Source organism: Neoroseomonas oryzicola, from assembly GCF_012163135.1.
Lineage (GTDB): Bacteria > Pseudomonadota > Alphaproteobacteria > Acetobacterales > Acetobacteraceae > Neoroseomonas > Neoroseomonas oryzicola.
On record NZ_JAAVUP010000002.1, the window covers coordinates 238,588 to 259,155 of the forward strand.

The 20,568-nt window shown below is 72.6% G+C and carries 19 protein-coding genes and 1 tRNA gene; 11 read left to right on the top strand and 9 right to left on the bottom strand.

The window, feature by feature from the left end:
• Nucleotides 1–75 precede the first annotated feature (75 nt).
• The 4 genes from GWK15_RS07630 to GWK15_RS07645 all read left to right on the top strand — a co-directional run bounded on the left by GWK15_RS07630 (nucleotide 76) and on the right by GWK15_RS07645 (nucleotide 3,072).
• Complete coding sequence (locus GWK15_RS07630; protein ID WP_338147210.1) at nucleotides 76–816, top strand: vWA domain-containing protein; 741 nt, start codon at nucleotides 76–78, stop codon at nucleotides 814–816.
• Nucleotides 813–1,502: a J domain-containing protein gene (locus GWK15_RS07635; RefSeq protein WP_168040697.1), complete on the top strand. Its 690-nt coding sequence runs from the start codon at nucleotides 813–815 to the stop codon at nucleotides 1,500–1,502. The genes GWK15_RS07630 and GWK15_RS07635 overlap by 4 nt, the downstream gene beginning before the upstream one ends.
• A gap of 99 nt (nucleotides 1,503–1,601) precedes the next feature.
• Nucleotides 1,602–2,354, top strand: a complete 753-nt coding sequence (locus GWK15_RS07640; protein ID WP_168040698.1) for a YbaY family lipoprotein — start codon at nucleotides 1,602–1,604, stop codon at nucleotides 2,352–2,354.
• A 64-nt stretch (nucleotides 2,355–2,418) separates the two neighbouring features.
• Nucleotides 2,419–3,072, top strand: coding sequence for a LysE family translocator (locus GWK15_RS07645; RefSeq protein WP_168040699.1), 654 nt, complete (start codon nucleotides 2,419–2,421; stop codon nucleotides 3,070–3,072).
• Nucleotides 3,073–3,076: 4 nt separating this feature from the next.
• On the opposite strand, the gene GWK15_RS07650 is transcribed toward GWK15_RS07645, so the two are convergent.
• The 4 genes from GWK15_RS07650 to GWK15_RS07665 all read right to left on the bottom strand — a co-directional run bounded on the left by GWK15_RS07650 (nucleotide 3,077) and on the right by GWK15_RS07665 (nucleotide 7,961).
• Nucleotides 3,077–3,607: a flavin reductase family protein gene (locus GWK15_RS07650; RefSeq protein WP_168040700.1), complete on the bottom strand. Its 531-nt coding sequence runs from the start codon at nucleotides 3,605–3,607 to the stop codon at nucleotides 3,077–3,079.
• A gap of 71 nt (nucleotides 3,608–3,678) precedes the next feature.
• A complete protein-coding gene (gene gap, locus GWK15_RS07655) occupies nucleotides 3,679–4,698 on the bottom strand; it encodes a type I glyceraldehyde-3-phosphate dehydrogenase (protein WP_168040701.1) in 1,020 nt (339 codons plus the stop codon).
• A 36-nt stretch (nucleotides 4,699–4,734) separates the two neighbouring features.
• Nucleotides 4,735–6,768 carry a transketolase gene (gene tkt / locus GWK15_RS07660; protein WP_338147236.1) on the bottom strand — a complete coding sequence of 678 codons (2,034 nt, stop codon included), beginning with the start codon at nucleotides 6,766–6,768 and terminating at the stop codon, nucleotides 4,735–4,737.
• 113 nt (nucleotides 6,769–6,881) lie between these two features.
• Complete coding sequence (locus GWK15_RS07665) at nucleotides 6,882–7,961, bottom strand: calcium:proton antiporter (protein WP_168040703.1); 1,080 nt, start codon at nucleotides 7,959–7,961, stop codon at nucleotides 6,882–6,884.
• Nucleotides 7,962–8,068: 107 nt separating this feature from the next.
• Here GWK15_RS07665 and GWK15_RS07670 point away from each other — a divergent pair, with 107 nt between their 5' ends.
• From GWK15_RS07670 to GWK15_RS07680, 3 genes are all read left to right on the top strand, one after another.
• The gene (locus GWK15_RS07670; protein WP_168040704.1) at nucleotides 8,069–8,821 is read left to right on the top strand and encodes a VIT1/CCC1 transporter family protein; all 753 of its coding nucleotides are present in this window, start codon (nucleotides 8,069–8,071) and stop codon (nucleotides 8,819–8,821) included.
• An 8-nt stretch (nucleotides 8,822–8,829) separates the two neighbouring features.
• Nucleotides 8,830–11,466 carry an HAD-IC family P-type ATPase gene (locus tag GWK15_RS07675; RefSeq protein WP_209442089.1) on the top strand — a complete coding sequence of 879 codons (2,637 nt, stop codon included), beginning with the start codon at nucleotides 8,830–8,832 and terminating at the stop codon, nucleotides 11,464–11,466.
• Nucleotides 11,467–11,558: 92 nt separating this feature from the next.
• Entirely contained in the window at nucleotides 11,559–11,846 is a 288-nt protein-coding gene (locus GWK15_RS07680) for a hypothetical protein (protein WP_168040705.1), read from the top strand.
• Between the two features lie 3 nt (nucleotides 11,847–11,849).
• On the opposite strand, the gene GWK15_RS07685 is transcribed toward GWK15_RS07680, so the two are convergent.
• From GWK15_RS07685 to GWK15_RS07705, 5 genes are all read right to left on the bottom strand, one after another.
• The gene (locus GWK15_RS07685) at nucleotides 11,850–13,094 is read right to left on the bottom strand and encodes a Zn-dependent hydrolase (RefSeq protein ID WP_168040706.1); all 1,245 of its coding nucleotides are present in this window, start codon (nucleotides 13,092–13,094) and stop codon (nucleotides 11,850–11,852) included.
• Nucleotides 13,095–13,168: 74 nt separating this feature from the next.
• Complete coding sequence (locus GWK15_RS07690; RefSeq protein ID WP_168040707.1) at nucleotides 13,169–14,563, bottom strand: amidase family protein; 1,395 nt, start codon at nucleotides 14,561–14,563, stop codon at nucleotides 13,169–13,171.
• 174 nt (nucleotides 14,564–14,737) lie between these two features.
• Nucleotides 14,738–14,929, bottom strand: a complete 192-nt coding sequence (locus GWK15_RS07695) for a hypothetical protein (RefSeq protein WP_168040708.1) — start codon at nucleotides 14,927–14,929, stop codon at nucleotides 14,738–14,740.
• 518 nt (nucleotides 14,930–15,447) lie between these two features.
• Nucleotides 15,448–16,215 (bottom strand): SDR family NAD(P)-dependent oxidoreductase, encoded by a 768-nt coding sequence (locus GWK15_RS07700; protein ID WP_168040709.1) that lies wholly within the window; start codon nucleotides 16,213–16,215, stop codon nucleotides 15,448–15,450.
• A 191-nt stretch (nucleotides 16,216–16,406) separates the two neighbouring features.
• Nucleotides 16,407–16,483, bottom strand: a tRNA-Arg gene (locus GWK15_RS07705).
• Nucleotides 16,484–16,595: 112 nt separating this feature from the next.
• Here GWK15_RS07705 and GWK15_RS07710 point away from each other — a divergent pair.
• The 4 genes from GWK15_RS07710 (at nucleotide 16,596) to GWK15_RS07725 (ending at nucleotide 20,443) form a co-directional block, all read left to right on the top strand.
• Nucleotides 16,596–17,126: a GNAT family N-acetyltransferase gene (locus GWK15_RS07710; protein ID WP_168040710.1), complete on the top strand. Its 531-nt coding sequence runs from the start codon at nucleotides 16,596–16,598 to the stop codon at nucleotides 17,124–17,126.
• A 31-nt stretch (nucleotides 17,127–17,157) separates the two neighbouring features.
• A complete protein-coding gene (locus GWK15_RS07715; RefSeq protein WP_168040711.1) occupies nucleotides 17,158–18,870 on the top strand; it encodes a cation:proton antiporter in 1,713 nt (570 codons plus the stop codon).
• A gap of 57 nt (nucleotides 18,871–18,927) precedes the next feature.
• Nucleotides 18,928–19,872, top strand: coding sequence for a ketopantoate reductase family protein (locus GWK15_RS07720; protein WP_168040712.1), 945 nt, complete (start codon nucleotides 18,928–18,930; stop codon nucleotides 19,870–19,872).
• 112 nt (nucleotides 19,873–19,984) lie between these two features.
• Nucleotides 19,985–20,443: a MarR family winged helix-turn-helix transcriptional regulator gene (locus GWK15_RS07725; protein ID WP_168040713.1), complete on the top strand. Its 459-nt coding sequence runs from the start codon at nucleotides 19,985–19,987 to the stop codon at nucleotides 20,441–20,443.
• Nucleotides 20,444–20,568 lie beyond the last annotated feature (125 nt).

Here is a 20,568-nt window from a genome sequence, read left to right on the forward strand (position 1 = left end):
CGCAGTAAACCCTGGCGCGCCGTCTGCCGCCAGCATAGCGGCCGCCCCCTTGGCGTGGCGTGTGAGGCATTTCACATGAGCGCCAGTCAGGACAACATTCGCGACATGGCCCAGCCGCCTTCCCGCCCAGGACCGACCACCGAGGTCGCCGCCTTCCTCGACAAGGTGGCGCGGATGCCGGCCGTCCGCCCGGCGCGCGGCAAGCCGGGGCGGCTGGTCTTCGCGGTGGATGCCACGGCCTCGCGCCAGCCGGCCTGGGACCGTGCCTGCGCGCTGACCGGGGAGATGTTCCTCGCCACCCGGGACCTCGGCGGGCTTGCCGTCTCGCTCGCCTATTGGCGGGGTTTCCTGGAATTCGCCGCGACGCCGTTCCTCACCGACGGCGCCGAACTGGCGCGACGGATGGCGACGGTCTCCTGCCTCGGCGGGCAGACGCAGATCCTGCGCGCCCTGCGCCACGCGATGAACGAGACGCGCCAGGACAAGGTCGGCGCCCTGGTGCTGGTGGGCGACGCGGTGGAGGAGGATGTCGACGCGCTCTGTCATGCGGCCGGCGAACTCGGCCTGTTCGGAACGCCGGTCTTCTGCTTCCACGAGGGCAGCGACCGCGTCGCAGGCAACGCGTTCCGCCAGATGGCGAAGGTCTCCGGCGGGGCCTACGCGCCCTTCGATTCCTCCGCGGCCGAGACGCTGCGCGACCTGCTGCGTGCCGTCGCGGTCTTCGCCGCCGGCGGGCGGGCGGCGTTGGCCGCATTGCCGGGGGCGACGGCCGCGCGGATCGCGGGGCAGTTGCCGGGCCCCAAGGCCGCGCGATGACCTGGCTCGCCCTTGGCGCGCTGGCGCTGATCCTGCTGGTGGCGCTGCTGCGCGCCTTCGCCAATGCGCCGGTCGCCAGCGTGAAGAAGGGGCTCGCCTGGCTCGCGGGCGGCCTCGGCGCGGTGCTTCTGGTGGCCCTCCTGTTCAGCGGCCGGGGGCTGCAGGCGATCTGGTCGCTGACCCTGTTCGCGCCGCTGCTGGTGCAGGCCTGGCGGTCCTGGCGGACGGCACGGACCTTCTCGCGCGGCGGCCAGGCGACGCCCGGGCAGGAAAGCCGCGTCGCCACCGCGACGCTCGAGATGGTGCTGCACCACGACAGCGGCTGCATGACCGGCCATGTGACGCGCGGGCGCTTCGCCGGGGCGGACCTCGCGGAACTCGACCTCGAGGCGCTGCGCGCCTTGCTCGCCGACTGCGCCTCGGAGGATCCCGAGAGCGTGCCGCTGCTGGAGGCCTGGCTCGACCGCAGCCATCCGGAGTGGCGCGACGGCCCACCCCCGGTCGCCGAGGGGCCGATGACCCGTGCCGACGCCCTGGCGATCCTCGGCCTCGCCGAAGGGGCGACGGAGGCCGATATCCGCGCCGCCCATCGCCGCCTGATGCGCGGCGCGCATCCGGACGCCGGCGGCAGCGCCTGGCTGGCGGCGCGGCTTAACGCGGCGCGGGACCTGCTGCTCGGGACGTGACCGGCCTGCATGACGGTCCGGACGCGGCTGCATCCGTCGCCATGTTTCGGCACCGATGCCGCCGCGCCGGCGCCGCCTGGCGGGTATAGTCCTGCCGTCATGCACAGCACCCGTCGCGCGGCCCTCGCGGCCGCCAGCCTCGTCCTTGCCGCGCCGCGCATCGGCCTTTCCCAGGGTGCGGCCATCACCGGCACCGCGACCTATCGCGAGCGCATCGCGCTGCCGCCCGGCGCTGTGCTCGAGGTCGAGCTGCTCGACATCTCCCGCGCCGACGCCCCGGCCGGGCGCATCGCCGCGGCGCGCATCGAGGTGCAGGGCCAGGTGCCGATCCGCTTCAGCCTGCCCTTCGATCCGGCGCGGATCGAGCAGCGCGGGCGCTATTCGGTCTCGGCGCGGCTGCTGCTGCGCGACCAGGTCGCCTTCCGCAGCGAGCGGGTGAACCCGGTGCTAACCGGCGGCGCGGGGCGGGAGGTCGAGATCCTGCTCGTCCGTGCGCGCCCCGAGGCATCGGGCGATGCCGGCCTGGTCGGCCCGGTCTGGGTGGCCGAGGACATCACCGGCCGCGGCGTGGTCGATCGCCTGCAGTCCAGTATCACCTTCGGCGCCGATGGCCGTGCCTATGGCTCGGGCGGGTGCAACCGCTTCACGGGGGGCTACACGCTCGATGGCACCTCGCTCCGTATCGGCCCGATGGCGCAGACCAACATGGCCTGCGTGGAGGCGGCGATGGACCAGGAACAGCGCTTCCACCAGGCGCTCGGCGCCGTGCGCGGCTTTCGGATCGAGAACGGCATCCTGCATCTGACGGATGACCGCGGGGCGACGGCGCTGCGCCTCGCCCGCGGCCAATGACTGGCACATGGCTTGCTGATCCCGGCTGCGGCACGATGGGCGCGCCGCAGTGGAGATCCCGGCCATGGAGTTCCTCCCCAGCCTCCTGACGCTCGCGGGCATGCATCTGCTCATGGCGATGCTGCCCGGGCCCAACACCGTCGTGGTGAGCTGGCTCTCGGCCACCGCCTCGCGGGCGGAAGGGTTGCGCGCTGCGGGGGGCGTGGTCATCGCCTCGCTGGTCTGGGTGGTGCTGAGCCTGTTCGGCGTCGGGACGCTGCTGCTCGAGGCCGGGGCGGTCTATGCGGCGCTGCGGCTGCTCGGTGCGGCCTACCTGGTCTATGTCGGCGTGCGGATGCTTCGCGCGGGACTACGGGCATCCGTTCCCGGTGCAGCGGACAACCGGCCTGCGCTGGCCGGCAAACGTCCTTTCGTCGCGGGCATGCTGACGACGCTGAGCAACCCGAAATCGGCGGTGTTCTGGACCAGCGCCTTCCTCGTCGCCGTGCCGGCCCATGCGCCGGCCTGGCTCTATGCCGCGATCGTCGCGGTGATCGCGGTCCAGTCGGCGCTCTGGTACGGGACCGTTGCGCTGCTGCTGTCGACCGGCGTCGCGAAGCGGTCCTACCTGCGGATCGCGCGCTGGCTCGACCTAGTGGCGGGCGGGGTGATGGTGGCGCTCGGCCTGCGGCTGGCCGAGGAGGTGCGCCGGGAACTCGCGGTCCGCGCAGCGTCCTGACGCGTCAGGCCTTGTCCGACGGCAGGGTGATGGTGCGCCCGTCGAGGGCGAACTTCCCCCAGCCCTGGTGATGGACGGTCTTCGCGTCGCGCCGCTTGGGATCGATCCAGGCCTGCACGACGTCGAGGATGAACATGCAGTAGGCATTGACCATCCGCGTGTCGATCACGCGGCATTCGAGGTTGGCGATGCAGTCGGGCAGCAGCGGCGCGGCGACGTGGCGCGCGGGCTTCGTCGCGATGCCGAGCGTCGCGAACTTGTCGGTATCGGCGCCGGAGCAATTGCCGATCGCCACCACGGTCTTGAGGAACCCCGCCGGCGGGATCGCGATGACGCATTCCTTGCTGCGCCGCAGCGCCTGGAAGGAATGGTTACGGTTGCTGACGATGCAGGCGATCTGCGGCGGGGTGAACTCGACCATCATGTGCCAGGACATGGCCATGACGTTCGGGATGCCGCGGTGGCTGGTGGTCAACAGGACGACCGGCCCCGGTTCGATGAGCTGATAGACCTTCGCGAGCGCGAGCGTTCTCATGTCCCGGTCTCCAGAGGCCCTTCGGCCTCTGGCGGGGCGGTCCGGAGGGGCCGGGCCCCTCCGGTCTCATATCACAGCTTGCCGAACAGCGCCGCGGTGTCGCTCATGCGGTTCGAGAAGCCCCACTCGTTGTCGTACCAGGACAGCACACGCACCAGGCCGCCATCGACCACCTGGGTCTGCGTCGCGTCGAAGGTGGACGACATCGGGTTGTGGTTGAAGTCGATGCTGACCAGCGGCGCCGTGTTGTAGCCGAGGATGCCCTTGAGCGGACCGCTCTCGGAGGCCGCCTTCATCGCCGCGTTCACCGCTTCCTTCGTCACGCCTTCCTTGGCCGGCACGAAGTCGAGCGAGACGAGGGAGACGTTCGGCGTCGGGATGCGGATGGCGGTGCCGTCCAGCTTGCCCTTCAGCTCCGGCATCACCAGGCCCACGGCCTTGGCCGCGCCGGTCGAGGTCGGGATGGCGGACACGGCGGCCGCGCGCGCGCGGTGCAGGTCCTTGTGCAGCGTGTCGACCGTGTTCTGGTCGCCGGTATAGGCGTGGATCGTCACCATGTAGCCGCGGACGATGCCGAAATTGTCGTGCAGCACCTTCGCAACCGGGGCGAGGCAGTTGGTGGTGCAGGACGCGTTGGAGATGACGGTCATCTCCTTCGTCAGCGTCTGGTGGTTCACGCCGTAGACGATGGTGGCGTCGGCGTTGTCACCGGGGGCGGAGATGACGACCTTGCGCGCGCCGGCCGTGAGCAGCGCGGAGGCCTTCTCCTTGCTGGTGAAGATGCCGGTGCATTCCATCGCGACGTCGACGCCGGCCAGCGGCAGCTTGGTCGGGTCGCGCTCGGCCGTGATCTTGATCGGGCCCCAGGTCTTGCCGGCGTTCTTGATGGTGATGGTGTCGCCCTCGACGATCACCTCGCCGGGGAAGCGGCCATGCACGCTGTCGTAGCGGAACAGGTGGGCATTCGCCTCGACCGAGCCGAGGTCGTTGATGGTGACGAATTCCAGGTCGTCGCGGCCGGCCTCGCAGGCGGCGCGCAGAACCAGGCGACCGATGCGCCCGAACCCGTTGATGGAAACCTTCACCGCCATGGCGTTCGTATCCTTCCCGTCAGGTGAGTGAGTCGATCAGGCGAGGCGCTTCTTCACCGCCGCCGTCACGGCATCGGCCGTGATGCCGAAATGCTTGTAGAGCTCGTCCGCCGGCGCCGAGGCGCCGAAGCCGCCCATGCCGACGAAGATGCCGTCGGCGCCGAGCCAGCGTTCCCAGCCGAAACCCACCGCGGCCTCGATGCCGACACGCAGGCCGGTGCCGAGCACCTGCTCGCGATAGGAGGCATCCTGCGCGGCGAAGATCTCCCAGCAGGGCAGGGAGACGACGGCGGTCGGGATGCCGTCCGCTTCCAGGGCGTCGCGCGCGGCGAGCGCGAGATGCACCTCGGACCCGGTCGCGATCAGCGTCGCCTTGCGCGGTGCGGACGCCTCGGCCAGCACGTAGCCGCCGCGGGCGCAGCGGTTCTCGCCGGCGTCCGAGCGCAGCGCCGGCAGGTTCTGCCGCGACAGCGCGAGCAGCGAGGGCCCGTCGGCGCGCTTCACCGCGAGTTCCCAGCATTCCGCCGTCTCCATCGCATCCGCGGGGCGGAAGACGAAGACGTTCGGCATGGCGCGGAAGGAGGCGATGTGCTCGACCGGCTGGTGCGTCGGCCCGTCCTCGCCCAGGCCGATGCTGTCATGCGTCAGCACGTGGATGACGCGCTGGTGCATCAGCGCCGCGAGGCGGATCGCCGGGCGCATGTAGTCCGAGAACACCAGGAAGGTGCCGGAATAGGGGATGATGCCGCCATGCAGCGCCATGCCGTTCATGGCGGCCGCCATGCCGTGCTCGCGCACGCCCCAATGGACGAAGCGGCCGGCGAAGCTGCCCGGCGCGATGGCCGGGATGCCCTTCACGTTGGTGTTGTTGGACCCCGTCAGGTCGGCCGACCCGCCGACCATCTCGGGCACCGACGGCACCAGGGCCTCGAGCGCCTTCTGGCTCGAGACGCGGGTGGCGAGCTTGGGCTTCTCCTCGGCGTGCCTGGCGCGCAGCGCGGCGAGCGCCTCGTGCCAGGCCTCGGGCAGCTTGCCGGCCATGGCGCGGTCGAACTCGGCCTTCTGCGGATGCTTGGCCAGGCGCTTCAGCCAGGACCGGCGGGTGCCGGCGCTGCGGCGGCCGGCGGCCTCCCAGGCGGCCTTGATGTCGTCGGGCACCGTGAAGGCGGGTGCCGTCCAGCCGAGCAGTTCCTTCGCCGCCGCCGCTTCCGCCGCGCCGAGCGGGGAGCCGTGCGAGCCCGCCGTGCCCGCCTTGGTCGGCGCGCCGAGGCCGATGATGGTCCGGCAGGCGATCAGCGTCGGCTTGCGGTTGCGCGTGGCCCAGGCCATCGCGCTTGCCAGTTCCTCGGGGTTGTGGCCGTCGACACGGCGCGTCGCCCAGCCATAGGCCTGGAAGCGCTTCAGCGTGTCGTCGGTGAAGGACAGCGCGGTGTCGCCGTCGATCGAGATGTGGTTGTCGTCCCACAGCACGCAGAGCTTCGACAGCCCGTAATGGCCGGCGAGCGAGGCGGCCTCGTGCGAGACGCCTTCCTGCAGGTCGCCGTCCGAGGCGATGACCCAGGTGCGGTGGTCGACCAGCGAGGTGCCGAAGCGCGCCTGCAGCATGCGTTCGGCCAGCGCCATGCCGACCGCGGTCGCGACGCCCTGGCCGAGCGGGCCGGTGGTGGTCTCGATGCCCGGATGCTCGCCGAATTCGGGGTGGCCGGCGGCGGGGGAATGGAGCTGGCGGAAGCGCTTCAGCTCCTCGATGCCCATGCCCGCATGGCCAGTCAGGTGCAGCAGGCTGTAAAGCAGCATCGAGCCGTGGCCGGCCGAGAGCACGAAGCGGTCGCGGTCGGCCCAGCGGGGATCGGCCGCGTCGTACTTCAGGAACTTCGTGAACAGCACCGTCGCGACATCGGCCATGCCCATCGGCATGCCGGGATGGCCGGACTTCGCGGCCTCGACACCGTCGATCGCGAGGGCGCGGATGGCATCCGCGAGCCGCCGCGCCTCGGTCGCCGGCCGGGCGAGGATCTCGGCCTGGGCGGCAAGCGCCGGGTTCTGGGAGGCGTCGGGCGTGGGGGCGATGCTGGCCAAGAGAAGGCACCTGCGGCTGCTGCGGGGGGCGGGGCCGCTATAGAGGCGGGGGGGCCTCGGGGCAACCTCGCGGGACGCAGCCCGGCCCCGCGCGGCCGCGGGGGTCAGGGGGCGAAGATCGAGAAGACGTAGGTCACCGCCAGCACCAGGTGCACCACGCCGCAAAGCAGGTTCGTCCGCCCCGTGCCGTAGGTGATGATCGCCACCGCGAAGGACAGCCCGAGCAGCACCGACTGGGACGCCGAGATCCCGAGCGCCAGCGGCTGCCCGGCCCAATAGGCGACCACCGCGACCGCCGGCACGGTCAGCCCGATGCAGGCGACCGCGCTGCCGAGGGCGAGGTTGATGCTGGATTGCAGCCGGTTGGCCGCGGCGGCGCGCACGGCGGCGGCACTTTCGGGCATCAGCACGATCGCGGCGATGATGACGCCGACCACGGCCATCGGCGCGCCCACCGCCTGCACCCCTTCCTCCAGCGCCGGGCCGAGCGACTTCGCCAGCATCACCACCGAGAACAGGGCGAGGCACATCAGGGCGAAGCAGGCGAGCGCCATCCGCGCCGAGGGACGGGCATGGCCGTCATGCCCCTCGTAGCCGACTGGGAGGAAGTAGTCCCGGTGCCAGTTCGTCTGGATGAACAGGAACCCCGCATAGAGCGCGAGGCAGGCCAGCGAGACGAAGGTGAGCTGCGTCCAGGACAGATACGGCCCCGGCGCCCCCAGCACGTGGTTCGGATAGATCAGCACCAGCGTTGCCATCGGGATCAGCACGGCGAGGAAGGAATTGGCGCCCTCGACGCGGAATTCCGCATCCCGGTGCCGCCAGGAGGCGACGACGATGCACACCCCCGCGAGGCCGTGCATCACCAGCATTACCGCCGCATGGACGGAATCCCGCATCAGCCCGGGATTGGGATCGCCGCCCAGCATCAGGGAGATGATCAGGCCCGCCTCGATCACCGTGACCGCCAGCGCGAGGACCAGCGTCCCGTAGGGCTCGCCCACCCGCAGCGCCACGATTTCCGCGTGATGCACCGCCGAGAGCACGTTGCCCAGCAGCACCGCCGCCAGCACCGCCGCGAGCGGCCCCAGCCCAGCCTTGCCGAAGACGAGCCACGCCGCCACGCCAAGCACGGGCAGCGCGATGGTGTGCGGGGGGATGCGGTCGGTCGGTGCGCCAGCCATGACGCCTGCCTAGGCGGCAATCCCGCGGCCTTCAACCGGAACCGGCACGACCTGGGCAGGAGTTGCGAACCTGTCGCGTCCGCGGCGATGCGCTAGCCTCCCCCGCCATGGATTCCGCCACCCAGACCCCGAAGCCCGAGGCGCTGAACCGCGACGGCCTCTGGCCCATGCCGCCCGGCCCCCCGCATGAGGAGCAGCACATCGCCGAGCGCGAGGTGGTGCGCGACCTGGTGGGCGGTGCGGCGGATGGCCTGGTGGTGCCCTTTGCCGTCGTTGCCGTCCTCGCGGGCGTGGCCGCGCCGGCGGCGGTCCCGGCCGGCGTCGCGGCGGCGGTCGCGGGCGGCGTCGCCCTCGGCCTCGGCCGCTACCTCGCCGCGCGCGCGGAGACCGAGCACTACGCCGCCGAGCGTCGCCGCGAGGAGGAGGAGACGGTCGAATACGAGGACCGCGAGCGCTGGGAAGTCGCCGCGATCCTGCACCGCTACGGCGTGCGCGGGGATGCGCTGCGCCTCGCGGTCGATTCGATCTGCTCGGACACCAAGCGCTGGGTCGACTTCATGATGCGCTTCGAACTCGACCTGAAGGAGCCCGAGCCGGTCCGTGCCGCGCGCGGGGCCGCGACCGCCGGCGCCGCGGCGGCGGTCGCCGGCCTGCTCCCGGTGCTGCCCTTCCTCGGCGGGGGCGCCCCGGGCCAGGCGCTGATGGTCTCAGCCCTACTGACCGGGGCGGGGCTGGTCGGTTTCGGCTGGCTGAAGGCGCGCGGCGAGGGGCAGGCCCCGATCGCCGGCGCGCTGCAGCGGCTGCTGGCCGGCGGGATCGCGGCCGCCGCCGCCCTGGTGGCGAGGATGGCGGCCGGCTGAGGCCGCCAGTGCCGGAGGCCGCTCCGCCACCCTGGCACGCCTTGCCGCCCGACGCGGCACTCGCCGCGCTGGCGACCGACCCTGGCGGGCTGTCCGGCCACGAAGCGGCGGAACGCCTCGCCCGCCACGGCCCCAATGCCCTGCCGCCGCCGCCGCGCCCGTCATGGCGTGCGCGGGCGCTGCGCCAGTTCGACGACCTGCTCATCCGCGTGCTGCTGCTCGCCGCGACGCTGACGGCGCTGCTCGGCGAATGGGCCGATACCGCGGTGATCCTCGCGGTGGTGCTGATCAACGCGGCGATCGGGCTGCTGCAGGAAGGCCGGGCGGAACGGGCGCTGGAGGCGATCGGCGGGCTGCTCGCGCCGCGCGCGGCGGTGCTGCGGGACGGCCTGCGCCGGACCCTCCCGGCCGAGGCCCTGGTGCCGGGGGATGTCGTCCTGCTCGAGGCCGGGGACAGGGTTCCGGCCGACCTCCGTCTGATCGACGCCGTGGCGCTGCGCGTGGAGGAGGCGGCGCTGACGGGGGAATCCGTCCCATCCGCCAAGGCGGCCGCGGCCGTCCCGGCGGCCACTCCGCTCGCGGAGCGGGCATCGATGGCCTTCGCCGGCACCATCGCCGTCGCCGGCCAGGGGCGCGGCGTCGTCGTCGCGACCGGGCCGGGGAGCGAGATCGGCCGCGTCGGCGCCATGCTCGCCGGGCTTGGCCAAGCCGAGACGCCGCTGCTGCGGCAGATGCGCGACCTCGCGCGGCTGCTGACCGGCCTGGTGCTCGGCCTCGCGGCCATCGTCTTCGCCGTCGCGGTGTTGTGGCACGGCATGAAGGTGGCCGAAGCCGTGCTCGTCGTCGTCAGCCTGGCGGTCTCGGCGATCCCGGAAGGGCTGCCCGCCGTGCTCTCGGTCACCCTGGCGCTCGGCGTGCGGCGGATGGCGGCGCGCAACGCCATCATCCGCCGGCTGCCGGCGGTGGAGACGCTCGGCGCCGTCGGCGTCATCTGCACCGACAAGACCGGCACGCTGACGGTGAACGAGATGGCGGTGCGCAGCGCCGCCTGGCCGGGCGGCTTTGCGCGCGTGGAGGGCCAGGGCTATGCGCCCGACGGCGCGGTCGCGATCGAGGGTGCGGCGCCGCCGGCGCGGCTGATGGACGTCGCGTTGCTCTGCAACGACGCCGCGCTGCGCGAGGGGCCGCGCGGCTGGGTCGTTGAAGGCGACCCGATGGAAGGCGCCCTGCTGGCCTTCGCCGCGCGGGCCGGCGCCGATGCCGATGCGCTGGAGGCCGAGCACCCGCGCCTCGCCACGCTGCCCTTCGATGCCGCGCACCGGCTGATGGCGACGCGGCACGCGGCGGGCGCCGGCGCGCTGGTCGCCGTGAAGGGCGCACCGGAGGCGGTGCTGCCGCGCTGCGTCGACGAGGCCGGCGGCGCGCCCTTCGATCCTGCCGCCTGGGCCGCCCGGGCCGAGGCGATGGCCGCGCGCGGCGAGCGCGTCCTGGCCCTCGCGATGCGGGAGGAGGCCACTCCGTCCGGGAGTCCCGGCCTGCCGGAGGGGCTGGTGCTCCTGGGCCTGCTCGGCCTCGCCGACCCGCCGCGGCCGGAGGCGCACGCCGCCGTCGCCGAATGCCGTGCCGCGGGCATCCGCGTCGTGATGATCACCGGCGACCATGCCGCGACGGGCTGCGCGATCGCCGCCGAACTCGGCATCGCCGAAGCCCCGCGCGCCCTGACCGGGGCGGCGCTGGACGCGATGGACGATGCCGCCCTGGCCGGGGCCGTCGCGCGCACCGACGTCTTCGCGCGCGTCAGCCCGGCGCAGAAGCTCCGCTTGGTCGAGGCGCTGCAGCGCGACGGCGTGGTGGTGGCGATGACGGGGGATGGGGTGAACGATGCCCCCGCACTGAAGCGCGCCGACATCGGCATCGCCATGGGCCGCCGCGGCACCGAGGCCGCGACCCAGGCGGCGCAGATGGTGCTCGCCGACGACAATTTCGCCTCGATCGCCGCGGCGGTGCGGGAAGGGCGCACGGTCTACGACAACCTGCGGAAGGTGATCGTGTGGAACCTGCCGACTGATGGCGGGGAGGCGCTGGTCATCGCCTTCGCCGTGCTGTTCGGCCTCGCCCTGCCCATGACGCCGCTGCAGGTGCTGTGGATCAACACCATCACCGCGACCGCGCTCGGCATGGCGCTCGCCTTCGAGCCGATGGAGCGCGGCACCATGGCCGAGCCGCCGCGCGACCCGCGCCAGCCCCTGCTGTCGGGCTTCCTGCTGTGGCGCTTCCTGCTCGTCTCGGCGCTGATCGCGGCGGCGTCCTTCGGGATCTACGGCTGGGCGCTCGGCCGCGGCGCCGGGGAGGAGGTGGCGAGGACCGCGGTGGTGAACACCATCGTCGCACTCGAGATCGTCTATCTCCTCGTCGTGCGGCGTGGGCGCGGCACGCTTCTCAGCGCCGCGGCGCCGACACCGGCGCTCCTGCTGGGCATCGGCGTGACCGTCGCGGGGCAGGGTCTGCTGACATACCTGGCGCCGCTGCAGGCGGTGTTCGGGACTGCGGCCCTCGGCGGCGCGGAATGGGCGGCGGTCGGGACCGCGACGATCGTCTTCCTCGCGGTGCTGGAGGCCGAGAAGGCGGTTCGCCGCGCCCGCTGAACCGTGCCGCACCTGCGAAGCTTCCGTTTGACTTGGCCGGGCCCGGGGGCGCGCAATCGCGCCGGCGCAGCCGCGCCGACAGGGAGGCCATCATGCACGCGATGATCCGCACCTACGAAACCAGCGCCTCCACCGCCGAGATCGCGCGACGGGTCGAGGCGATGATCCTGCCGCTGCTGCAGGCGCGGCCGGGCTTCCGGGGCTACTGGGCCGGGCGGTCGGAGACCGGCGTCTTCTCGGTCAGCCTTTTCGACAGCGAGGCGGAGATGGATGCCGCGAACGAGCAGGTGCGCGGCATCGTCTCGTCGAATCTCGCGGAACTGCTGCCCACCCCGCCCAGCGTGACGCGGGGCGAGGTGCTGGTCTCCGCGACCGGGTGAGGCTCAGAGCGCGCGGTTGGCGCGCGCGACGACCGCCTCGAACAGCACCTGGCAGCCGGCCTCGGCTTCCTCGGGCAGGATGCTCTCGGCCTCGTTGTGGCTGAGGCCGTCCTTGCAGGGGGTGAAGATCATCGCCGTCGGGACGGAGCGCGCGACATAGACCGCGTCGTGGCCGGCGCCCGAGATGATCTCGCGCGAGGAGAAGCCGAGCCGCTTCGTCGCCTGGCGCACCAGGTCGACGCAGGCGGGGTCGAAGGGCTGGGCCGGGATGACGAAGAGCTCCGTCAGGTCCAGCTTGCAGCCCGTTGCCTCGACCAGCGCCTTGGCCTGTTCGGGGAAGGTCTTCGCCAGGCCCTGGATCTGCGCGTCGTCGGGGTGGCGGAACTCGACGCTGAAGCGCACCTCGCCGGGCACCACGTTGCGGGAGGGGGCGGCGATCTGCAGGAAGCCGACGGTGCCGCGGCCGTCCTCGCCGCGCGCGCGCATCAGATCGTCGACCAGCGTGATCACCTTCGCCGCCGCGACCAGCGCGTCCTTGCGCGCGGAGGGCGGCGTGGTGCCGGCATGGCTGTCCTGCCCGGTGATCACCGCGTCGTACCAGACCTGCGCCTGGGCGCCGGTCACGACGCCGATCTGCTTGCCTTCCTTCTCGAGGATCGGCCCCTGCTCAATATGCAGCTCGAAATAGGCATCGGCCGGGAAGGGCTTGGCCGGGTTCGGGCCCTTGTAGCCGATCTGGTCCAGCGCCTCGGAGACCGAGACGCCGTCGACGTCCTTCAGCCCATAGGTCTTCTCGAGCGTGTAGATCCCCGCCCAGGTGCCCGACCCCATCAGCGAATGGCCGAAGCGGGAGCCTTCCTCGTCGGTCCAGTTGATCAGCTCGATCGGCGCCTCGGTGACGATATTGAGGTCGTGCAGCGTGCGGATCACCTCGAGCCCCGCGATGACGCCGAGCGCGCCGTCGAACTTGCCGCCGGTCGGCTGGCTGTCGAGGTGGCTGCCCAGCAGGACCGGCAGGCGCTTGGGGTCGCGGCCCTCGCGCCGGGCGAACATGTTGCCGATGGCGTCCACGCGGACCGTGAGGCCGAGCGCCTCGCACCAGCCCTTGAAGGTGTCGCGGCCCTTCTTGTCGACGTCGGACAGCGTCAGGCGCTTCACGCCGCCCTTCGGCGTGGCGCCGATCTCGGCCATCGCCATCAGGCTGTCCCAGAGACGCTTGCCGTCGATGCGCTGGTTGGTGCCGCTCATGTGCCTCTGTCCGCCGGGTCGAATGCAGGGGGTTCGGCACTATCCCCCTGCGTCCGGGCTGGCAAGGGCAGGGATCAGGCGGGGTCGACGGGGGAGGGCGGGACGCCGGCGGCCTCGATCACCGTGCCGGCGGCGAGCAGCAGGTCCTCCCGGTAGCGCCCGGCGACCAGTTGCACGCCGACCGGCACCCGGCCGACCAGGCCCGTCGTGACCGTCAGCCCCGGCAGGCCCATCAGCGGCAGCCCGACCTGGGTGAGCTGGGCTTCCATGATGCGGCGGAAGGCGGCGGGGCTTTCGACATCCTCCTGGTCGCGGAAGGGCAACTCGCCCGAGACCGGCGTGATCGCGACCGGGAAGCGTTCGAAGAATTCCATCCACTGGCGGACGAAGAACGACCGCTTCTGCAGCGCGTCCATGAAGGCGTTGAGGTCCGGCTGCGGGCAGAGCTCCTCCATCTGGGCGAAGACGAAGGTGGCGTCGGGGTCGGCTTCCTTGTGCAGGGCGGCGTTGAGGCCGCGGCGGGATTCCGCCAGCCACAGCATGGCCTGCAGGGCCGCGGGTTCGCGCAGCGGCGGGGTCTCGGCTTCCTCGACCCGCCAGCCGGCGGCTTCCAGCCGCTTCGCCGCGTCGCGCAGCGCCGCCTCGACCGCGGGCTGGACCTCCATGCCTTCGGGGCGGATGCACAGCGCGGCGCGCTTCGGGGCCGGCGGGCCCTCGAGCGGCGCGCCCACCCACCAGGGGTCGCGGATGTCGCGGGCGGACATGGCGGCCAGCGCCACCCGCAGGTCGTTGATGGTGCGCGCGATGGGCCCCGAGACCGCCATGACCTGCCCGCCGATGTGCCGTTCGGCCGAGGACGGGTTCCAGGCGGGGATGCGCCCCAGCGTCGGGCGGATGCCGTGCACCCCGCAGGCATAGGCCGGGTAGCGGACCGACCCGCCGATATCGGTGCCATGGCCGATCGCCCCGATCCCGGCCGCGACCGCCGCCGCCGCCCCGCCCGAGGACCCGCCTGGCGTGATCGAGGGATCCCGCGGGTTCTTCGTATGCCCATGCAGGGAATTTCGGGTGAACCAGCGCAGCGAGAAGGCCGGCGTGTTGGTCCGCCCCAGCAGCACAGCCCCCGCCTTGCGCAGGTTGGCCACCACGGGATTGTCGGCCGTGGCCATCAGGTCCTGCTGCAGCCGCAGGCCGTTGGTGGTGGCGAAGCCGGCCTGGTCGACATTGACCTTGATGGTCACCGGCACGCCCGCAAGCGGACCGGGGTCATCCCCGCGCGCGATGGCGGCGTCGATGGCGCCGGCCTGGGCCAGCACCTCCTCCGGCCGGTGGTCCACCACGGCGTTGATCCGCGGATTCACGGCGTCGAGCCGGGCGAGCGCGTCGCGCGCGGCCTCGGTCGCGGAAACCTGCTTCGAGCGGATGCGGTGGGCGAGGTCGGTGGCGGCGAGGCGCCAGAGATCGGTCATGCGCTGTGTCCCCTTCGGCCCGAGCATCGCCCGGCGGCGCCGGTCGCGCCATGGGTGCCGAAGGAAGAGCGGGGCGAGGGGCGCGGCGCTCCGGGCCGACCCCCCGGCCCGTCGCATCCGCGCCCCCGTGGCCCCGGACGCGCCCCCCCGAGCGCGTCGGGACAGCGCGTCCGTCTAGTGCTTGACGGCTGCGAGGAGTGCGGCGACCGCGTGCAGCGTGCGGACGGCCTCGATGTCACCGTGCTCGTAGGCGTCGACGAGGATCTCGTCGATCGCGGATTTTGCGCGCACGATGCTGTCGGCGCCGTGCCTGGCGGCAGTCAGCGAGAGGTCGGAAGCGATGCTCTTCGCCGGGACGTGGTTCATGGCGAGCCCCCTGGGACAGGTGTCGCGATGCGGATCCCGAGGACCCGTCATCGCCACCTCCTGGGTAGATCAACTCGCGTGAAACTCGCCGCGAATCCTCCGTGAAAAATATCACGCGCAGGTGATATACGGGTGCGGCCCGCCGGGCCCTTACCCTCCCCAGCCGCGCCGGCGCCCGTAACCGCTCGGAATACGTGGAGAATTTCCGGCCATCACAACGCGAGGTTGATCAACGGTCCTCTGCCGCCCGCGATAGAGGATCATGGCAGCGATCACCACACCGGCAATTCCCGCGAGCATCAGCAGCGCCTGAAGAATCCACGTTCCGAACGACGTCCCGAAGGCCATTTTCCCGCACTCCGCCACGATTGACTGGCAACGGAACAATCACGCGGAGGGTGGCCGAGCGGCATCGGGCAGGAGGGAAAACTTGTCGGCGGATCGCGGGCGCGTGTGACCTGGCGCACAGGACGGCAGCGTCCGGCGGGCCTTCCCCGCCGGCGGCGGAGGGGCCGTGGTCAGACCGCCGTGTATCCCCCGTCCACGGCCCAGGCCGCGCCGGTGACGAAGCTGGCGCGGTCGGAGCACATCCAGACCACCGCCTCGGCGATCTCCCCCGGCTGGCCCATCCGCGCCATGGGCACCCGGGAGAGGATGCGGTCGCCGAACCGGCGCATGCTTTCCTCGGTCATCGGCGTCTCGATGTAGCCGGGGCAGACGGCGTTCACCCGGATGTTGTCCGCGGCATGGTCGATGGCGGCCGTCTTGGTCAGGCCCAGCACCGCGTGCTTCGAAACGGCATAGGCGGAGGAGCCGCGCAGCCCCACCAGCCCGCCGATCGAGGCCGTGTTCACGATCGCGCCCCCGCCCTGCCGGCGCATCTGCGCGACCTCATGCCGCAGGCAGCGCCACACGCCGTTCAGGTTGACGTCGAGCAGGCGCAGCCAGGCTGCCTCCTCGATATCCGCCGTCGCCACGCCGATGGCGTTCACCTGGTAGGGCGCGATGCCGGCGTTGTTGAAGGCACAGTCGAGCGCGCCGAAGGCGTTCGCCGTGGCCGCCACCATGGAGGCCACGGCCGCGTCGTCGGTCACGTCGCAGTCGATGGCGATGCCCTGGCCGCCCGCTGCCTCGATGGCGGAAAGCGTGCGCTGCGCCGCTTCCACGGTGATGTCCGCCACCGCCACCCGGGCGCCTTCGCGGGCGAAGGCCAGCGCCGCGGCGCGCCCGATGCCGGAGCCCGCCCCCGTCACCAGCGCCGACTTGCCGTCCAGCATCCTTGTCATGGCGTCCGCGTCCCGTCCCTGAGCCTGCCCGGGGAGCCAAGCACCAAAGGCAGCGCCAGGGCCAGGGCCGCCGGCCGGGCCTCGGGAAAGAGGGACGCAGGACGGGACGGGGCGTGGCCGCCGCGCGGATCTTGCCGCACGAGCGTTCCCGATGGCTTGGGCGGGCAATCCGGCGACAGGCTGGGGAAGATTGGCGGACCCGATACGATTCGAACGTACGACCTCTGCCTTCGGAGGGCAGCGCTCTATCCAGCTGAGCTACGGGTCCGTGCCGCGCAGCCATAGCCCACCGGGCCGCCGGACGGAAGCCCCGCGGCCGGGCCACCACCCATCGGGTCATCCGGCTTCCGCCCCGCCCGCCGCGCCGCCACCCTTCGCCCATGACGACGCCCACCATCCGCGCCAGCCGCGAGGACGACCTTCCGGCCTTGACCGCCATCTACGGCCATTGGGTGACGCATGGCCTAGCGAGCTTCGAGCTCGAGCCCCCGGACCTGGCCGAGATGGCCCGCCGCCGCGCCGCGGTGCTCGCCGGCGGCTATCCGCACCTCGTCGCCGAGCGGGACGGCGTGATCGTCGGCTACACCTACGCCTCGGCCTATCGCCCCCGGCCGGCCTACCGCTTCGCGGTGGAGAACTCGGTCTACGTCGCCCCCGGCGGCACGCGGGGTGGGACGGGCCGCGCGCTGCTCGACGCGCTGATCGCGGACTGCACCGGCCGCGGCTTCCGGCTCATGGTCGCCGTGATCGGTGATTCGGCGAACTATGCGTCGATCGGCCTGCATGAGCGGGCCGGCTTTGCCCGTGCGGGGCTGCTGCCGGCCGTGGGCTGGAAGCACGGGCGCTGGGTGGACAGCGTGCTGATGACGCGCGCGCTCGGCGCCGGGGCGACGACTCCGCCGGAAGGCTGACGCCCGCGCCAGGGCGTCTATCCTGGCGGCAATGACCCATGCCGGACCGCTGGTCGCGACCCTCGTCGTTGCGCTCGCCCTCGCCTTCGCTTTCGGCTTCGCCGCACGGCTGCTCAGGCTTCCACCGCTGCTCGGCTACATCGCGGCCGGCATCGCCGTCGGGCCGCACACGCCGGGCTTCGTCGCGGATGCTTCGGTCACCTCCTCCCTGGCCGAGATTGGCGTCGCGCTGCTGCTGTTCGCCGTCGGGTTGCATTTCCGAGCGCGGGACCTGGTCGCGGTCTGGCGCGTCGCGGTGCCGGGGGCGCTCGCGCAGGTCGCGGCGGGCACGCTGCTTGGCGCCGGGGCGGGGGTGCTCGCGCTCGGCCTCGGCTGGGGGGCGTCGCTCGTCTTCGGCCTCGCGCTTGCGATCTCCTCCACGGCCGTCGCCACCCGCGCGCTCGAGGAAAAGGGCCGCCTGTCAGGCGAGGCCGGGCGCATCGCGCTCGGCTGGCTGGTCATGCAGGACCTGATCGTGGTCGTCGCGCTGGTGCTGCTGCCCACCGTCGCCGGTGGCGGCGGGACCGAGGGGCTGGGCATGCGCCTGGCGGAGGCGGCGGGCGAGCTGGTCGCCTTCCTCCTCGCCATGGCGCTGGGCGGGCGGGTGCTGTTGCCGAGGCTGCTCGCCCTGGTCGCCGCGACGGGATCGCGGGAGCTCTTCACCCTCGCGGTGATCGCGACCGCCCTCGGCACCGCCTTCGGCGCCTCGGCGCTGTTCGGCGTCTCGCCGGCGCTCGGCGCCTTCTTCGCGGGCGTGCTGCTCGGCGAAAGCCCGCTGGGCCACCAGGCGGCGGCCGAGACGGTGCCGCTGCAGCGCGTCTTCGTCGCGCTGTTCTTCGTCTCGGTGGGGATGCTGGTCGAGCCGGAGGCGATGCTTGCCATGCCCTTCGCCTCGGCGATGACGCTGGTCGCGGTGATGCTCGGCACGGGCGGGGCGATCCTCGGCCTGCTGGTCCTGATGCGCGTGCCGGTGCCGGCGGCGGCCTCGGCGGCCGGGGCGATGACGCAGATCGGGGAATTCTCCTTCCTGCTCGGCGCCATCGCGATCGGCGCGGGCATCCTGCCCAACGAGGTGCGCGGACCGATCCTCGTCGCGGCGACGCTGACCATCCTCGCCACGCCGCTGACCCAGGCGCTGGCGGACCGGCTTGCGGTCGCGATCGAGGGCACGCGGCGGATGCGCGCCTGGCTGGTCCGCCGCGGCGGCGCGCGGCTGTCGCACCTGCCGCCGGAGGGGCTGGAGGGCCATGCCATCCTGGTCGGCCATGGCCGCGTCGGGCGCGTCGTCGCCGCCGCGCTGCGCCGCCACGGCCTGCCGCATGTGGTGATCGAGACCGACCACCAGGCCGCAGAGGCGCTGCGCGCCGCGGGCGTGCCCGTCGTCTGGGGCGACGCGACCCGGCCCGAGGTGCTGAAGGCCGCGCGGCCCGAGGCGGCGCGGCTGATCGTGCTCGGCATGCCCGATGCGTCGGGATGCCGGCGCGTGATGGAGACGGCCCGTGCCGCCAACCCCGCGATCATCGCCGCCGCCCGCGCGCATGACGAGGAGGAGGCCGCCTTCCTCGAACGCGAGCAGGGTGTCGGCCTCGTCGTGATGGGCGAGCGCGAGATCGCGCTCGGCATGGCGGACTACGCGATGGCGCGGCTCGGCGTGCCGCCGGGCGACGCGGCGCGCACCGTGGAGGAGCTGCGCGAGAGCCGCTGACCTTCCCGCCGCCGGCGCCCGGGCCTAGGGTCGGCGGCAAGGATTCGGAGGAAACCCATGCGCGTGCTGGTCCTGGGCGCGGGAGCGCTCGGCGGTTATTTCGGCGGCCGCCTGGCCGAGGCCGGCAGCGCGGACGTCGCCTTCCTGGTCCGTCCCGGGCGCAGGGCCGCGCTGCAACGCGACGGGCTGCGCATCGACAGCCCTTTCGGCGCCTGGCAGGGCGAGGTGCAGACTGTCGCCGCTGGCGAGGTCCGTCCCGGCTGGGACGTCGTGCTGCTCTCCTGCAAGGCCTATGACCTCGAGGACGCGATCGCCGCCATCGCCCCGGCGGTGGACGACCGCACCGCGATCCTGCCGGTGCTGAACGGGCTCGCGCATATCGATCGCCTTGCGGAGGCCTTCGGAGAGGCGCGCGTGCTCGGGGGCCTGGCGAAGATCCAGGCGACGCTCGCGCCCGACGGCACGGTGCGCCAGCTGAACGACTGGCGCTGGCTGACCTTCGGCGAGCGCGACGGCACGATGAGCCCGCGCGTCGCGGCGATCGAGGCGGCCTTCGCGCAGACCCGCGGCGTCGTCGCGCACGCCGTGCCCGACATCATGGCGCGCATGTGGGAGAAGCTGGTCCATCTGGGCACCAGCGCGATCGGCACCGTGCTGATGCGCGCCAATGTCGGCGAGATCGCCGCGAGCCCCGGCGGCGTCGCCTTCCTCCATCGCGTGCTCGACCGCAACGCGGCGATCGCGGCGGCGCACGGTCATCCGATGCGCGAGGCGTTCCTCGCCGAGTACCGCGCGCTGTTCGCCGATCCGAAGAGCGCCTATGCGACCTCGATGCTGCGCGACATCGAAGCGGGCGGGCGCATCGAGGCGGACCACATTCTCGGCTTCCTCGCCGCCGCCGCGCACCGCGCCGATGTCCCCGCTGAGTTGCATGACGCGGCGTTCCTGCACGCAAAGGCATATGAACAACGCCGCGAGAGGCATCGCCTGCCCAGTAATTGACGTCTGTTGCGCTGCAACATGACAATTGAATGATCGGCTCGCGCACGCAAGACAAGACTCGCGCGCCGTCGCTTCGCTAGTCTGGCTGCAACCAGCTTTTTGCAGGCAGGCCATGGACACGCACGACGCCGCACCCCGCTTCGTCGACGATTACCTGCTGTCGTTGCTTGCGCGCGCGTCTTTTGTCGTGTCCTCGGAATTCCACGACCGGCTGCGCGCGCGGGGCGTCTCGGTGCCGGTGTGGCGCGTGCTCGCCACGCTGTCCGGCGGGCCGGAGACGGTGACGGCGCTGGCCGAGGCCTGCCTGCTGCAGCAGCCGACCATGACCAAGGTGCTGGACCGCATGGAGCGCGACGGCATGGTGCGGCGCCAGCAGGACGGGCGCGACCGGCGGCTGGTGCGCGTGCACCTCGCGCCGCGCGGCGAGACCATGGTCGCCGACCTCCTCGCCGCCGCGCGCGCGCATGAGGCCGAGGTCGTCGCGCGCCATCCGGATGCCGGGGCCATCAAGGACCTGCTGCGGGCCTTGATCTCGCGCCAGGGCCGCCGGCCGCGGGCGCGCGGCGCCTGACGCCATGCCGCCGATGCACGTGCTGCAGCGGGTCGCGCTGCTGCTGATGGTCGTCTTCGCGCTGGTCCAGGCGGTCGTCGCCCTGACGCGTTGACGCCGCCGCCGCGGCATCGTCTTTTCGGGGG

Bases quoted from the DNA above. Each gene is read 5' to 3' on its own strand.
- GWK15_RS07630 (WP_338147210.1), top strand. From the start codon at position 76: ATGAGCGCCAGTCAGGACAACATTCGCGACATGGCCCAGCCGCCTTCC.
- GWK15_RS07670 (WP_168040704.1), top strand. From the start codon at position 8,069: ATGGATTCCGCCACCCAGACCCCGAAGCCCGAGGCGCTGAACCGCGAC.
- GWK15_RS07695 (WP_168040708.1), bottom strand. From the start codon at position 14,929: ATGAACCACGTCCCGGCGAAGAGCATCGCTTCCGACCTCTCGCTGACT.
- GWK15_RS07715 (WP_168040711.1), top strand. From the start codon at position 17,158: ATGACCCATGCCGGACCGCTGGTCGCGACCCTCGTCGTTGCGCTCGCC.
- GWK15_RS07710 (WP_168040710.1), top strand. From the start codon at position 16,596: ATGACGACGCCCACCATCCGCGCCAGCCGCGAGGACGACCTTCCGGCC.
- gap (WP_168040701.1), bottom strand. From the start codon at position 4,698: ATGGCGGTGAAGGTTTCCATCAACGGGTTCGGGCGCATCGGTCGCCTG.
- GWK15_RS07720 (WP_168040712.1), top strand. From the start codon at position 18,928: ATGCGCGTGCTGGTCCTGGGCGCGGGAGCGCTCGGCGGTTATTTCGGC.
- GWK15_RS07700 (WP_168040709.1), bottom strand. From the start codon at position 16,215: ATGACAAGGATGCTGGACGGCAAGTCGGCGCTGGTGACGGGGGCGGGC.
- GWK15_RS07665 (WP_168040703.1), bottom strand. From the start codon at position 7,961: ATGGCTGGCGCACCGACCGACCGCATCCCCCCGCACACCATCGCGCTG.
- GWK15_RS07725 (WP_168040713.1), top strand. From the start codon at position 19,985: ATGGACACGCACGACGCCGCACCCCGCTTCGTCGACGATTACCTGCTG.
- GWK15_RS07645 (WP_168040699.1), top strand. From the start codon at position 2,419: ATGGAGTTCCTCCCCAGCCTCCTGACGCTCGCGGGCATGCATCTGCTC.
- GWK15_RS07650 (WP_168040700.1), bottom strand. From the start codon at position 3,607: ATGAGAACGCTCGCGCTCGCGAAGGTCTATCAGCTCATCGAACCGGGG.
- GWK15_RS07635 (WP_168040697.1), top strand. From the start codon at position 813: ATGACCTGGCTCGCCCTTGGCGCGCTGGCGCTGATCCTGCTGGTGGCG.
- GWK15_RS07680 (WP_168040705.1), top strand. From the start codon at position 11,559: ATGCACGCGATGATCCGCACCTACGAAACCAGCGCCTCCACCGCCGAG.
- GWK15_RS07640 (WP_168040698.1), top strand. From the start codon at position 1,602: ATGCACAGCACCCGTCGCGCGGCCCTCGCGGCCGCCAGCCTCGTCCTT.
- GWK15_RS07685 (WP_168040706.1), bottom strand. From the start codon at position 13,094: ATGAGCGGCACCAACCAGCGCATCGACGGCAAGCGTCTCTGGGACAGC.
- GWK15_RS07690 (WP_168040707.1), bottom strand. From the start codon at position 14,563: ATGACCGATCTCTGGCGCCTCGCCGCCACCGACCTCGCCCACCGCATC.